3 protein-coding genes are annotated in these 16,487 nt (G+C 42.0%); all 3 read right to left on the reverse strand.

Annotated elements, in window-relative coordinates:
- Positions 1–182: 182 nt before the first annotated feature.
- Complete coding sequence (locus tag SSAL8618_RS07235) at positions 183–3,827, reverse strand: mucin-binding protein (RefSeq protein WP_038676462.1); 3,645 nt, start codon at positions 3,825–3,827, stop codon at positions 183–185.
- A gap of 457 nt (positions 3,828–4,284) precedes the next feature.
- Positions 4,285–10,521: a ZmpA/ZmpB/ZmpC family metallo-endopeptidase gene (locus SSAL8618_RS07240; RefSeq protein ID WP_038676464.1), complete on the reverse strand. Its 6,237-nt coding sequence runs from the start codon at positions 10,519–10,521 to the stop codon at positions 4,285–4,287.
- Positions 10,522–10,980: 459 nt separating this feature from the next.
- The gene (locus tag SSAL8618_RS10930) at positions 10,981–16,176 is read right to left on the reverse strand and encodes a Rib/alpha-like domain-containing protein (protein WP_080730935.1); all 5,196 of its coding nucleotides are present in this window, start codon (positions 16,174–16,176) and stop codon (positions 10,981–10,983) included.
- Positions 16,177–16,487 lie beyond the last annotated feature (311 nt).

Here is a 16,487-nt window from a genome sequence, read left to right on the forward strand (position 1 = left end):
GACAGTCTCCTCATTCGTTTTGTCTTACTCTATTGTACCTTATCAAGCTAAATACTGCTTAAAAGATTCACAAACCTTGGGAGATTCCGTGAATTTTATCCACAAACCAAAAAATCTCTCCGAGCAATTCACTCGAGAGAGATTTTATTTTTGGAATTTATGAGAGATAAGGTTTGGAAATCTTAGTCTTGGTTTTTACGACGATTCATAGCCGCAAGTCCTGACATGAGTCCCATAACAACAACACCCATTGCTGCAAGGTTGTTATCTGACTCGCCTGTTACTGGCAATTGTTCATCGCCTTCTTTAGCTTTATCAGAGCCATCTGCCTTCTTACCATCTTTGTTTCCAGATTTCTTCTTATCTGAACCTTTACCATCTGATGCTCCATCAGCAGCTGAACCAGATCCAGAACCCTTAGATCCTTTAGAACCGTTTGAAGTTGCTTTGACAGCCTTAGATGTTGAACTTCCAGATTGACCACCGTTACCGTTTGATGGTGTTGAGCCATCTTCGACTTTACGGTAGATGTAAGTTACAACTGTTTGACCTTCTGTCATCTTGTCTGTGGATTTACCTTCTTGACGGATCAATTCATATTTCACACCGTTACGGTAGATGTAACGGTCACCATGAACATTAACTTCTGAACCAACAGAGTTAGTGATCACAAGTGGCATCTTGATTTGGTTACCATACTCGTCACGGTAGATAACAACGATAGTACCAACTTCTTTGTTAACTGTCGGTTTAGCAGGTTGTGCATTAACCACCTTGTAAACAACCTTTGTATCTTCACCAGGGTTGCTTGGTGTCACACCAGTCTTATCAGCCTTGTAACCTTTCACTTCAGGAACAAGAGTCATAGCAGCCTTAGTTGGATCGTTAGGATCATTTGTGTAAGTAACTGCTTCAACACCTGGGATTGGATTCCCTTTTTCGTCAACGGCAATAATCTTACCAAATTTCGTGTAAGTTACAGTCTCAACCTTGCTGTCCATAGTGACATCTTGAGAAGCCACACGGCCTTTATCGGCGAAGTAACCCTTAACCATTGGTGTAATCACGAGATCAAACTTAGTCTTATCTGCCTTCCATTCACCTGCAGTAAGAATATCACCTGTTACAGAGTCAAGCGTCAATGAACGTTTCCATTGTGCTTTTTGAACACTGTCTGCTGGCAATTTAGCATTGCTATCTTTGCTTGCATAGTGAACAGTGTATGTCACATCTTTAAGGTAAGCATCCTTAGCTGGCCATTTTGGACCGTTTGGTTGGTTAGGATAGATTGGTGTTCCTGGTTCGTGAGCATTGTCTGGATTAAAGTCAAGTGCTACACGTTTGAAGCTTACTGTCCAAGCTTGGTCAACTGTGCTATCCAAGTCAAAGCTTGCACCAGCTGGGTAACCATCTGTTACGAGGACATAACCAAGGCCTTGATAGTGTTTGATACGTTCAGCTGTTGAATAGTTAACCGCTTCACCAGACTTACCAGCCAAGGCAACTGTTTCAAGGGTTGAACCACTTGTTTCATCACGGTAAACAACACTTGCTTTTTGATCATTCTTAACGTAAACAACCTTAGTATTGCTAGACAAGTCACCTGGTGTTGCAGGTACTACCTTAGCAGTGTAACCTGGGATAGTTGGCAAGTTCTTGTCAACTGCAATCATCTTAGTTGGATCGTTAGGATCATTGATGTAGGCAGTATCTGACACACCTGGAATTGGGTTCCCATTTTCATCAACAATGACAAATTTACCAAAGGCCTTATAAGTTACGGTATCAGTTGCTTCTGGAGCATCTGGTGTTACTGTCTTACCACCTGCTACGGCTTTATTCGCAAAGTAGCCATTCACAACAGGAACCTTAACTGTACCGTAAGTGTGGCTAGTTTCATGCCAAGTCACCTTACCAGTCGCTTGGTTATCCTTACCTGCAAAGGTATAGTCAGATTTCACATCTGCAGCTGGAGTTTTATCGCCAGCACCTTGGAAGGTAACAGTTTGTTTAGTCGCCTTAGTCACATCGTTAACGATTGCTACGTAAACAACACGAGTATCTTCACCTGGATTTGATGGTGATGCAGGGATGACTTTAACAGTGTAGCCAGGAATGCTTGGAAGTGTCTTGTCGATGGCAATCATCTTAGTTGCATCATTTGGATCGTTCGTGTAGGCAGTTGTTGATACACCTGGAATTGGATTTCCATTTTCATCCACAGCGATAAATTTACCAAAGGCTTTGTATGTCACTGTGTCTGTTGCATTTGGTGCATCCGGAGTAACTGTCTTACCACCTGCTACAGCTTTATCGGCGTAGTAACCAATAACAACTGGAGTCTTAACTGTTCCATAAGTGTGAGTCGTTTCAGTCCAAGTTGTTGTATTAGTTGTAGGATCTTCTTTACCGTTGAAGCTAAAGTCATTTTGAGTGTTGGTAGCTGGTGTCTTCGCATCAGCACCAGTGTATGTCACTGTTTGACTTGTTGCTTTAGTAACATCTTTAGTGTCTTTTTCCACGATAATGTGGTAACGGTAACCTGGAGCTAGGTATTGACCACCACCATTGGCATCAATTGAAGCGTCCAAACCTTGTGAACCATTGGCAAATTGCACAAGGTCAACCACACGGCTTTGGTTACGGTCCCAAGCACGTTCTGAACGGATTGTTGCAATACCGTTGTTATAGTCGTATTGACGTTCTGACTTCAAGACATCTACGTAAGCATTAGCTTTAGATTTGTCAGCAGATGCATACTTGATGCGGTATCCTGCTGGTACTGGTGGAAGTTCTGTTACACCAGCATCGTAGATTTTATTGTAAGTCTTACCGTTTGCTGTGATTGTTTCAGTTGAGTTATTGATACGGTAGGTTGAAGATCCAGGGATCTTGTTTCCTGCCTCATCAACATAGTCAATAATACCAAGGTTAGCATAGTTTGGTGTAACAAAGAAATTACCGTTTACAATAAAGTCATAAGGCCTCAACCCCCCACGGTTATCACGACCGACTTTAAGATTGTTGATATAGTCAATATTTACAAAATATTGTTGCTTTTCTGGTAAGTAATCTAGCTTATAGCCAAGGTTTGTCAAGTCAGGGTTTGTTGAGCCTGCTCCAGCATTTGTCAAAACAGCAACCGCATCAGCTGTACGAAGGCTACGGTTTGAGACCGCAAGTCCCATAGCATTGATGAGATTTTCAGAGTTAAGACTTGCTTCAGCAGCATTCAATTCACTGCTTGTCACGGCCAACTCGCTAGTCGCTACTTTAAGGACGCTATTTACAGCGTTAGTTGTAGACTCTGCACTTGCAGTTTCTGCTGCAGTCGCAACTGAAGCAGCCGCACTTGTTTGTGCTGATACTTGACCAGCAGCTGGTGCTTCTGCTACAGCTGTTGAGTTAAGAGCTTGTGCACTAGTCGCTACAGATGAAGCAGTCGCTGCTGCAGACTCAGAGCTCGCTTGCGATGCAGCCTGAGAAGCTACTTCTGAACTAGCTGCTGTTTGACTAGTTGTTGAAGCCGCTTGGCTGTCTTGAGCTGCTGAGTGTGGTTGTTCACTAGCCAAGGCCACAGTAGAGACTGAACTTGGTGCATTTTCTGTTGTTGCTGGAGCTACTGATGCTGTTGTTGGCGTTGATTGCTCCACGACGACATCTGGCTCAGCAGTTGTTTCCATACCTGCGGTAGTTGGTGCTACCGTTTCATCAGCTTGGGCACCCTGTGCATTTGAGAAGATTGAAACTCCCAAAAGGACAGAGGCTACACCAAAGCTGTATTTCCTTAATGAAAAACGTTGGCGTTTATTAAACATATCTCTCATAATAATAAATTTCCTCAATATCCAAATTACTTTATATACAGTTTCCATTTTATACTATAATTATTAAATTGTCAAATATATGCTAATAATTGTGTAAAAGTTTAACTTTTATTAGAAAACATTAATTTAAAACTTTTATATAAGTCCTTTGAAACTTCAAAACGTTCGTGCTTTTATTTAGCACAATTCCTTATTTTGTCAGTTTTATAATTTTTAAAATACTTTTATATCAAACCATCTTTTATTAAAAACATTCGTCACTCTAACGCTATTTTTTAGTTTTGGTGATATTTATTAAAATACAAAATTCTCTCCCTTCAAAAAGAAAATGTTTTAATGGCTCAACCCACATCTCTCTCAATCCCTTGCCAATACTGACCTAGAGGCTCCTACTTCCCATATTCTCAACAGATTCAAAAATCCCTTTGGCGTTTACCAAAAGGGATTCTTTCACCTATTATTTGAAAATAGAACTTGTGAAACTATCTGTCTCTTGTAGGAGTTTCTTATAGACAGCTTCTTTGAGTTTTGTCGTATGGCTTGTAGATACAGATTTATTGCCATTATTATCTGTTTTAAGACTTGCAGCGTCTTTGGCGACTGCCGCTTTAAACAAGGCTAACAAATCATCGTAAGAGCTTACTGATGTACCGTCAATAGTAACGGTTGTCAAACCATGAGACGCTTTTTCTTTCACTTCTTTGAAGTAGGCCTTCTTGAAGTCTTCTAGGGTGTTGAACTGGCCATCAGAAATCTTGTTAATGATAAAGTCATCACCAAGGGTGTTCTTACCAGCCGCTTTTGCTTCTTGTTTATACTTGTTGGTCGCATAACCTAAGAAGCCTTTTTCATAGCCGTAGTAACCCCAGAGTCTGAAGGTATTGTGCTTGAAGGACATGGCACCTGGAGATCCCTCGCTGGTATTACCACCATAAATGGCAGACATCATTGGCACATTGACATAGGCAGAAGAGAAGTCCTCAGGTTTATAAACACCATTGCCAGGTCCACGATTGGTCATGAAGTTATTATCCACAAGGTCATCAATAGAGGTCAAGCTAATAGCCTTTTCGCTATCACTTAGAGCACGCACCTTGTCGTATTGGTTCTTACTATTGCCTCGTAGCTGTTTATCGACCTTCTTGAACCATGCGTTATTGAGCTCTTGCTTGCCTTGACTTAGGACTGCTTCTCCTTCCAGCGAATCAAGAAGCATGAGGGTGTCGTTGTAGCCCTTCATGTAACGGTCAATGGCTTCACGAGAGTTCAACTTGTTTGGATTGGTGTTGTACCACTGGTTACCATCGTTTTCTCTTTCAAAGGCCATGTTAAGTCCCAAGGCGCCGTATTCACCCTGGTGGCCCTGAGTCGCTGGTGATTGCAACATTCCTTGGGCATAGGCTTCAACGTCTGTTCCCTCACGACGACCAAAACCTCCAAAGTAGGCAATACGGTCATTGATATGAGTCGTTTCATGGGTAAAGGCTGAAGCACCGTACTCGCTAATCATGTTAGACATGACGAAGGTAACCTTGGCACGATTATCGTATGGATTGTCGTAGATGGCAGCATAGGCACCGGCCATGGCTCCGTTATCACCATAGTACTCACCGACTGGTCCATAGATTTCACGGATTGGCGCATAGACTTCTGTACTGTTCTTGAATTGGCCGTAGCGCTCTGGCCAACCTGGCCAACCATGGCCCCAGACATAGAAACCTTCCCAGACTGGATTGACAATGTCTTTGAACAATTTGTTTTTGACATTATCCGCAGCCAATCTTTGCCAGAAATCAAGATAGTTGATTTGACGTTGAGCGGCTAGATCAATCTCAGGTTTCAACTTCTCTAAGCTTGTATTGTACTTGTTAGCCGTACCATAAGACATGGTGTCATAGGTAGAAATCAAGAACATCTCTGTCTTATCAAGGTTCAACAATGGCAAAATCATCTTGCGGTGGAGACCACGACTAAGGTTATCATAAACACGATACTTGTGCTCACCGACACCTTCATTTTGAGATGCCTTCTCAACAACGTAGACCTTATCCTTAGCAGCATCGATGAACCAATCATTCATATTGTCGATAGTGGTAAAGAGTTTTCGATTGTAATTAAGGAAGTCGGTCAGATCACTAGAAAGGGTACTTTTGGCGAGAACTTCACCAAAAGCATCGTAGGTTCTTGAACCGCTGATATTATTTTCCTTAGAGCCAATCTCAATTAAACGGTCAAGGACATCCACATTTTTACCATAGAAATCTGGTTTGAAGAGCATAATTTCTTTGATATTAACATCATCAAACTTCACACCATAGTAGCGATTCAAGTAAGTCAAACCTAACAAGAGGGCCGCTTTATTTTTCTCAACCTTGTCAAGAATCATTTGTTGGGCAGCTGGTGATTGGTTAAGCTGGTGGTCTTCATTTTGAACCAGCTTAGTCACCAGGTTAGTTAAATTAGCCTTAACAGCGTCAAAACTTTCTTCCAAGAAGAGGTTCTTGATAGCATTGACCTTGTTTGGACCGGTACGACCCAGTTTTTGGTAAATCGGATCAGACTGCAACTCAATCGGCTTAAGAATATCAACAATACCATTGATAAGACTTGAGTGGTCTTTTTGAACGACATTTGGAGTGTACGCGATACCCAAATCAGCAACAGTGTACTCTTTAACATTGCTCAACCCTTCTGAACTCTCTGAAAGCTTGAAGTAGTCTTTGGTACCATCAGCATAATGAACAATAATTTTATTAGCGGCACTTAGGTCAGTGACAAAATTACTGTCATTCATTGGAGTTACTGAGAGCACATCTTTAGTGTTCAAGTTGTGATCCTTAGCCAGTTTGTTTGCTTGGTAAACAATATAATCCTTGTTATAGAATGGCTGGAATTTCTCAATATTCTTGTATGCCTGCTTGTATGCTGTATTATAGTCTTGAATATTGACAAAATCTGCTTGACTAGAAGCGTTGTTAAGGGTGTTCAACGCGTATGGCTCGCTGACAAATGTATCAGCTGTAATCTTGTAACCTTCAACACGCTTGTCAGCTTCTTCCTTAGTCAAATGTTTGAGTTTTTTAGGACTCTTGGTATCTTTACCAGTACCATCTTCAGCCGAGCTATAACCAACAACGCCAAAGAGATCTTTGATGTATGGACCACCATCTTCATCATTAACATCATTCGAAGCAAAGATTTCTTGGCCTTTGATAACCTTGGCATAGGTCACGTTATCTTGAACAGCACCGTATGGCCATGTCTTAGCGACAATACCACCGACATTTCGTGTGTTTTTGACATCAAGCACACCCTTGGCTACTGAATTGGTCACCTTGGCCTTAGTTCCTGACTTCCAACTGTTAAGCATGTAAGTGACAAATGGCACCAGCATACTTGCATTGGCATTTTGAGCTGTAATAGTCGCATCTACATAGGCTCTGTTGACAAATCCCATGTAGTTTGAACCAGCAATCCCACCAACTGTCGAGTTATTACCGATAGAGTCAATCTTACCGACAAAGGCGACATTCTCAATCTTGCCATCTTCATCAATCTTATTGACGATACCAGCCACGTCATTGTTACCAGTAACTGAACCAGTCACCTTAACATCTTCAATCAGACCTTTATTTTTAAGGTTAAATCCAACCGTCGCGATTTGATTTTGGCCAGGGCGATTGATATCTACATTTTCAAAGTTGATGTTTTTGATAGTTCCGCCATTGATAACATTAAACAATGGATGCTCTAAGTCATAGATGGCAAAGCGTTTGTCACCATCGCTGAGCAACTTACCAGTAAATTCTGTCGTAATGTATGATTTGCCGTTTGGAACGACGTGACGAGCACTCATGCTTTGACCAAGTCTAAATTCACCTGATGGATTTGCTTGAATGGCATTGACCAAGTCAGCAAAATCATAGTAGACATTGGCTTGGCTAGCCTTAGGTTTCTCAATGTAATAGCTATAGGTTTGGGCAAAATGGTTATGGGCATCACGTTGAACCAAATTGTCCGCTTCTGCAGTTACCTTATAAACCGCCTTGCCATCCACTGTTGTTTCTTCGATAGCTTTCACTGCCAAGTAAGTCGTCTTTTGATCCGCAGAAGTCAGTTTCAAGTAGTAATTCGTGAGATCCTGAGGCACAGCTGTCAGACGAGTCTCATCCACTTCTGTTTGATTGTCATACTTGATCAAATCTGTACGTGCAAAATCTTTAAGCTCAACCTTCTTGAAATCCAGTTGGAGAGTTTGGTCTGCCAAGACCTGACTCTCCTCACCATTGCCACGATCAAAGGTCATGGTTGTTGTGAGAGTATATGGCTTGTAATAGTCTAAGTTTGTTAAATCAGCAGTCAAGGTCGTGCTAGGAATATCAAGCGTTTGAACAACTTGCCCATCCTGCTTGAGGACCGCCTTAATAGTCGTGATAGCTGCTGAACCTGGATTAGTCAAGTTGTAGCTAAGTTTAGCACTGCGACCCAAATCATCCTTGCCAATCTGTGTCAGCGTAAGCACTGGTTTTTCAGATACCTTAGTTCCTTTGCGAACGATACGATCTTGGACAGGCACTAGCACTGTTTCAGTAACAGTTGGTTCTTCAACAGTCTTGTTTCCCTTATAGGTCTTATAAACCTTGGTGATTTTATTTTGGCCTTTTTGACCTTCTTGGACAACCTGCAAGGTACCCTTCTCAAGTGTGTCATCTTCTTGGACAATTTCTTTAAATGGAAGCTCTACAATAGATTCTTCGGTCGTTGTGCCATCTAGAGGCTTGCTGCCACGACGGATTTTTCTAGGTTGTGGCACCTCAATAACCTTACCTGACACAATAGTCGGCTCACCAACCTTAACACCATCAATGGTTTGGTAAATTTTCTGGATTTCTTGGCTACCTTTTTGCCCCTCTTGTTCGACAACTTCTTCATCCACATACTTGCTATCATCCGTAATCACTTCGATAGGATAATCGATGGCTTGCGTTTCAGTCTCTGTGATACTACCGACAACTGGGGTATGAACAGGATTCTCAGGTTGAACTAGAGCCTCACCTTCATGACCGGTTTCCTGTGTACCCTTGGCTTCCAGTTTACCTGTATAGTCTGGGTTAGCAGGTTGAACAGTTGCCTCGCCCTCATGACCGGTTTCTTGTGTACCTTTAGCTTCTAGTTTACCTGTATAGTCTGGATTGGCGGGTTGAACAGCTGCTTCTCCCTCATGACCAACTTCTTGAGTACCATTGGCACTAATTGGGCCGGTATACTCTGGATTCTCAGGTTGAACAAGGGCCTCACCTTCGTGGCCTGATTCTTGTGTCCCCTTGGCTTCCAGTTTGCCTGTATAGTCTGGGTTAGCAGGTTGAACAGCTGCCTCTCCTTCATGACCAACCTCTTGCGTGCCGTTAGCACTGATTGGGCCCGTATACTCTGGATTGGCAGGTTGAACCAATGCTTCTCCCTCATGGCCAACTTCTTGTGTGCCGTTAGCACTGATTGGGCCGGTATATTCTGGAGCCGCTGGTTGAACCCATGCTTCACCCTCATGACCAACTTCCTGAGTACCATTGGCACTTGTAGTATCGCTACTGATTGAACCAGTGTACTCTGGATTGGCGGGTTGAACTAGAGCCTCGCCTTCATGGCCAACTTCTTGTGTGCCGTTAGCACTGATTGGGCCGGTATACTCTGGATTGGCGGGTTGAACCAATGCTTCGCCTTCGTGACCGACTTCTTGAGTACCATTAGCACTGATAACACCAGTATATTCTGGATTGGCGGGTTGAACCAATGCTTCACCCTCATGGCCAACTTCTTGTGTGCCGTTAGCACTGATTGGGCCCGTATACTCTGGATTAGCAGGTTGAACAGCTGCTTCACCTTCATGACCTGATTCTTGCGTACCTTTAGCGCTAATTGGTCCAGTGTTCTCTGGGGTAGCAGGTTGAACTAGAGCTTCGCCCTCATGACCTGGCTCCTGAGTCCCTTTTTGCCAACTGATTCCCTTACTATCCTTATCAGCTGTCCCCTGACTAACTGTATTATCTTCTTTTATTGAAGACTCAAGTCCTTTGATAGTATTCTCCAAAGGTTGTTCAAGCTCTGGTTTTGCTGAGTAACGCAGATAACCAACATACTCATAACCATCGATTGCAATAACACCCTTGGCCAAATCTGCTTCAGTTGAAACAGCAAGAGTCTGATTATAGGCCTGTAACTCCTTGTTTTGCAAAGCAAGAACCTCTATGGGCACAAGTAGACTTTGCCCTGCGGCCCCAATCAAGACCAAACCAATAATTTTCTTTCGATGTTTTTTTGAAAAGAGCAGCACAGCCATAGTCGCTGTTGCCAGTCCCAAACCTGTTACTGCCCAGTCAGAGCTTCCTGTCTGTGGAAGAGTAGCTTGACTGTCTCCTTTGCGTTTATAGACCAGATAAAAAGTGTCATCATTTTGATATTCCTTGGGAATAGCATGTACCACTTGCTTCTGCTCTTCAGCTGTCAATTCATTTTCAGTGACATAGGCCATATGCACCGACGCATCTGTCGTAACCTGGTCCGCTGAAACCGGTTTAGACACGAAAAGACCACCTGCTAACAAGAATGTCCCGATAGCAACTGGCCCTACACCTACTGACAACTTACGAATGGCGTACTTTGTCACTTTTTCAAAAACATGATTTGCTTGTTTCATTCAAAATCTTCCTATATGTTAATCCTTGTACCCCAAGGCACGTCAAAAAAACGAAGACGTTATTGAAAAAACACGCACTCTATACATTTATTAACCTTCTTCCGAAGTCTATCATATCCTTTTTTTAATCTTTAGGCAAGCATTTTCTCTAATTTTTAATCAATATAAAAAACAAGTTGCGATGGGTAACTATGCTCTTATGAAAATCAACAAACCTTTTCATATAAGTATTTTCATGCCTATCGCTATTTATAGGAATCTTTCCCTAAAATCTAAGTCACTAATGTCTTTTTGAAGTATCCCCCCTCACCTTTCAATTTTTATCTAATTTTTTAATATAAATAAAAACAATCTCGAAACAGACACAAAAAAGACCCACCCCTATCGGGATGAGTCTCTTTTTTCGAAAACTGAAATAGTTTAACTAACTATGTTGAGGAATTTAACCTATGAACTATCTTAGTCTTCTTTTTTGCGTTTTCCTGCCAAACCAAGTCCAGCCATTGTCATCAAACCACCTAATAGAGTGGCCAATAATGATGTGTTTTCACCTGTCTCAGGCAAAGCTTGCTTAGTATCAGTTGCAGCTGGTGTTGCTTTTGAAGCGACACGAACTGTGTCTGATGCAGGAGCAGGTTTATGAACTGTTGGTGCTGGAGTTACTTTAGTTTCTTGATTGTCAACCGTTGGTGTGTTCTTATCGGCGTCGGTACGTGGGTCTTTGACGATAACCTTAACTGGTACTTCGTCCTTAGAACCGTCTGGATAAGTGACGATGACTGTTGCGTCTTTTTCGCCTTCTGTTGTTGTGTCAACCGGAGTCTTGTACTCGAAGGTAGTGCCTTCTGGAAGGTCGCCTACGTTGCCAATTGAATCCTTAGCGTTTGGTTGGTCGCCTGGTTTAACCGTTTGATCCTTAGCTGTTGGATCGTTCTTATCCGCATCGGTGCGTGGATCTTTAACGATGATCTTAACTGGAACTTCATCCTTAGAACCATCTGGGTAAGTCACAACCACTGTTGCGTCTTTGTCACCTTCTGTTGTTGTGTCAACTGGTGTCTTGTACTCGAACTTAGTACCTTCTGGAAGATCACCAACGTTGCCGATTGAATCCTTAGCGTTTGGTTGGTCGCCTGGTTTAACTGTTTGATCCTTAGCTACAGGGGTATTCTTATCGGCGTCGGTACGTGGATCTTTAACTGTTACCTTGACTGGGACTTCGTCCTTAGAGCCGTCTGGGTATGTAACAACAACTGTTGCGTCTTTGTCACCCTCAGTTGTTGTATCAACAGGTGTCTTGTATTCGAACTTAGTACCTTCTGGAAGGTCACCAACGTTGCCAATTGAATCCTTAGCGTTTGGTTGGTCGCCTGGTTTAACTGTTTGGTCCTTAGCTACAGGGGTATTCTTATCCGCATCCGTACGTGGATCTTTAACAGTTACTTTAACTGGAACTTCATCCTTAGAGCCATCTGGATAAGTGACGATGACTGTTGCATCTTTTTCGCCTTCTGTTGTTGTGTCAACTGGTGTCTTGTACTCGAAGGTAGTGCCTTCTGGAAGGTCACCAACGTTGCCAATTGAATCTTTGGCATTTGGTTGATCACCTGGTTTAACTGTTTGATCCTTAGCTACAGGGGTATTCTTATCCGCATCCGTACGTGGATCTTTAACGATTACCTTAACTGGAACTTCATCCTTAGAACCATCTGGGTAAGTGACAACAACTGTTGCGTCTTTGTCACCTTCAGTTGTAGTATCAACCGGTGTCTTGTACTCGAAGGTAGTGCCTTCTGGAAGGTCACCAACGTTGCCAATTGAATCTTTGGCATTTGGTTGATCACCTGGTTTAACTGTTTGATCCTTAGCTGTTGGCGTGTTCTTATCCGCATCCGTACGTGGATCTACGACTGTTACCTTAACTGGAACTTCATCCTTAGAACCATCTGGGTATGTTACGACAACAGTAGCGTCTTTGTCACCTTCACTTGTTGTGTCAACTGGTGTCTTGTACTCAAATGTAGTGCCACTTGGGAGATCATCTACGTTACCAATTGATTTCTTAGGATCTGGAGTTTCACCAACATTGACTGTTTGGTCCTTAGGTGTTGGCGTGTTCTTATCCGCATCCGTACGTGGATCTTTGACGATTACCTTAACTGGAACTTCGTCTTTAGAACCGTCTGGATAAGTGACAACAACTGTTGCGTCTTTTTCACCAACTGTTGTTGTATCAACTGGTGTCTTGTACTCAAATGTTGTGCCATTTGGTAGGTCTGAAACATTGCCGATTGAACCTTTAGCGTCTGGTGTTTCACCTACGTTAACGGTTTGATCCTTAGCTGTTGGTGTATTCTTATCTGCATCCGTACGTGGATCTTTAACAGTTACCTTAACTGGAACCTCATCCTTAGAGCCATCTGGGTAATTGACAACAACTGTTGCGTCTTTTTCACCAACTGTTGTTGTATCTACTGGTGTCTTGTACTCAAATGTTGTGCCGCTTGGTAGGTCTGAAACATTGTCGATTGAACCTTTAGCGTCTGGTGTTTCGCCGATGTTAACAGTTTGATCTTTAGCAGTCGGTATATTCTTATCCGCATCCGTACGTGGATCTTTAACAGTTACCTTAACTGGAACTTCGTCCTTAGAACCATCTGGGTATGTCACTACAACAGTGGCATCTTTCTCACCTGCTGTTGTTGTATCAACTGGTGTCTTGTACTCAAATGTTGTGCCATTTGGTAGGTCTGAAACATTGCCGATTGAACCTTTAGCGTCTGGTGTTTCGCCTACGTTAACAGTTTGATCCTTAGCAGTTGGTGTGTTCTTATCCGCATCCGTACGTGGATCAACTACTGTTACCTTAACTGGTACTTCGTCTTTAGAGCCATCTGGGTAAGTCACAACGACTGTTGCGTCCTTCTCACCTGCTGTTGTTGTATCTACTGGTGTCTTGTATTCAAATGTAGTGCCATTTGGAAGATCACCTACATTACCAATTGATTTCTTAGCATCTGGAGTTTCACCAAGATTGACAGTTTGATCCTTAGCTGTTGGCGTATTCTTATCCGCATCCGTACGTGGATCTTTAACAGTTACCTTAACTGGGACTTCATCCTTAGAGCCATCTGGATAAGTTACAACGACTGTTGCGTCCTTCTCACCAGCTGTTGTTGTATCTACTGGTGTCTTATACTCAAATGTAGTGCCATTTGGTAGATCTGATACATTGCCGATTGAACCTTTAGCATCTGGTGTTTCGCCGATGTTAACTGTTTGATCTTTAGCAGTCGGTTCATACTTATCAGCATCTGTTTGTTTAGCCTTGATTTCAATTGGGACATTGACTGTTTCAGTTGTTCCATCAGGATATGTCACAAGCATTGGCACATTTATCAAGCCAGGAGTCGCATTGGCAGAAGTCTTACTTGTGATAGCCCCTGTACTTTCATCAACAGAAACAGAGTCAATTCCAGCTGGAAGTGTGCCAGCTTTGAAAGTTGTACCAGAAGGCACAGATACTTCCTTACCTTCGACATCACGTACAAGTGGAATTTGTGGCTGAGTTGTGTCTCCAGCAGTGACTACTGATTTACTGTAAGTCACATCATAAGTTTGATTCTTAGGTGCATTAACAATCAATAGGTTAGTATCAAGGAAGGCATTTGCATATGACCCTTGATGAACCCCTTCGGTATTACCTTTCCAGCTACGTTGGATAGCATTCAAGTTTGGTTTAACACCACGTTCCATCCATTGCTCAAAGAGAAGCATGCCGTTATTTTTCTTGATTTCAGCATTCAATTTCTTAGCCAATTCAACTGAATCAACTGTGTCTTTAATCTTGTAAGAAATTGTATATGAACCAAGTTGCCCTGAGGCTGTACCTAAGATATTTTTGTCGATATAATTACGAACCTTATCAACATCACTTTGTGATGGGTTAGATTTTGTCGCAATACTAATGGCATCTGTCTTACGTGTATCAAGTTTCCCTGATGCATCCATGACAACCTTGGTTTTTTGAACACCACTTACAGCAGAGCCATCCGCATCAGATTTGTAAATATAAGTTTCATTCAAATCAAGATATGGCAAGAGACTCTTAGGCAATTCTTGTTCAATATAAGGCACAGATTGGAAGGTATTTGAACCTAAGTTCACAACACCCATAGCCGCAGATACTTTCATGGTATAAACCAATTCAATTGAATCTGCCTTACCATCGCTTGTAAAACGTGGAAGTACTTTTAGAGTTGGTTGTGTATTCACACCCTTACCAGGAGTTCCTGTGAAGGCGTTGGTCAAACCATTATCAGACGCAGTTTTCTTAGCGTTATCTGATGCAATAAACCATGAGTTGTCAATACTTTCACGAACCAGTTTATTAGGAATTACTCTACCGTAGTCCTTACCTGTAATCCATGCAGATGAGAATGACAATGGTGTGTTTGCAAGTCCAAGATCGTTTAAGGTCTTGCCATTTTTCAAGGTAATAGTAATTGGGTGGTCATAAGCTGCCCCAATACCACCAGAAGCTACAGTGTTGTTGGCAATTGGAACTGACCAAACTGAACCATCTTCATGAGGTGTAAAGCTTTGTGCACTTCCTGATGCCGTTGGTTTGATTGTGATTTTTTCAATATTTTCATAGAAGGTTGGATTTTGGAAGTTCAAAATCATATGAGCTCCAAGAGGGAAAGCTTTATCCTTAGCCCATCCACCCGCAAGACGCGTCCATGATGTCCCAGTAAGAGAGATGGTACCATCGTCATTGACTTTATTAAACTCAACACCAGCGTTCTTAACAACGTAAGGAGATTCCTTATCAGTTGTGATACCAGTAGTGTCAAATTTATTAGTAATTGTAAGTGATGAATCACTAGGTTTAATGACACCATTTACAGTACTTGGTGAGACAATTAACTGTTTCGTAGCATTTTTACCAGACGCATCTGTAGCTGTTGCTACGACAGTACCACCTGCTGATGGACGTTTGAAGGTATAAACACCATCTGCCCCGTTAATTGAGACTTCTTGACCATCTACCGTTACCTTAACAGTTGAAGCCGCATCTGTACGAATTGTAACATATTCGTCACCAGCTTCAATTGAAGTTGATACATTCTTAGTAGATGCTTCTGTTGCAGATGTAGATGCTGCAGCAGGAACCGCACGACGTGAACGAACGCGTGGTTTTTCAGCTTCAGAAGAATTACTTGCTTGAGCAGCCTCTGAAGTCGATGCTTGTGCAGTTTCAGAAGTTGGAGCTGCTGATGTGCTTGCTGGTGCTTCTGATGTTGCTGCAGCTTGTGATGTAGCGCTCTCCGTAGTTGTTGCAGGCGCTGTTGACGTCGCAGGCGTTGCGACAGTAGCTGGTGCTTCAGCACTTGTTGCAACTGTTGCACTTTCAACAGGATTTGTCGCTGCAGGCGTTGTCTCTGCGACTGTTCTAGTCTCGACTAAAGACGCCGTCGTTTCACCCGCTTCTGCTACTGGCGTAATCGGTGCAGCTGTCGTTTCAGTATTTTCATCCGCTTGTGCAGTCCCACCAATCATAATAAGTGTTCCTAGCAATACCGAACAAACACCAATATTTAATTTACGGAGAGAAAAACGACTTTTCTTCTCATTGAATAAATCTTTATCCATAGTTCTCCAAAACAATTGGAATTCTAACTATCCAATTGCCCTTCCTAAAAATTTATTCTAATCCCCTTTCCATTATGTTATCAAAAAAATGTAAATTTGCAATACAAAATGTCATAATTTTATTATTTTCTTTTTTTATAATCTTTTATAATATAAACATCTGCTCACTTAAGTTTAGCTATTACAATTTTTTTATAACCCGTTATAAATACTTTTTATAAGTTATCCCCTGATTTTAAAATAATTCTATAAGTTTATTCATACTTATCCCTATAACTAATTTAATAATCAGAAAAATATATTTGTCAGAT

Source organism: Streptococcus salivarius, from assembly GCF_000785515.1.
GTDB lineage: Bacteria > Bacillota > Bacilli > Lactobacillales > Streptococcaceae > Streptococcus > Streptococcus salivarius.

Excerpts from the sequence above, each read along its gene's own strand:
- SSAL8618_RS10930 (WP_080730935.1), bottom strand. The coding sequence starts at position 16,176 with ATGGATAAAGATTTATTCAATGAGAAGAAAAGTCGTTTTTCTCTCCGT.
- SSAL8618_RS07235 (WP_038676462.1), bottom strand. The coding sequence starts at position 3,827 with ATGAGAGATATGTTTAATAAACGCCAACGTTTTTCATTAAGGAAATAC.
- SSAL8618_RS07240 (WP_038676464.1), bottom strand. The coding sequence starts at position 10,521 with ATGAAACAAGCAAATCATGTTTTTGAAAAAGTGACAAAGTACGCCATT.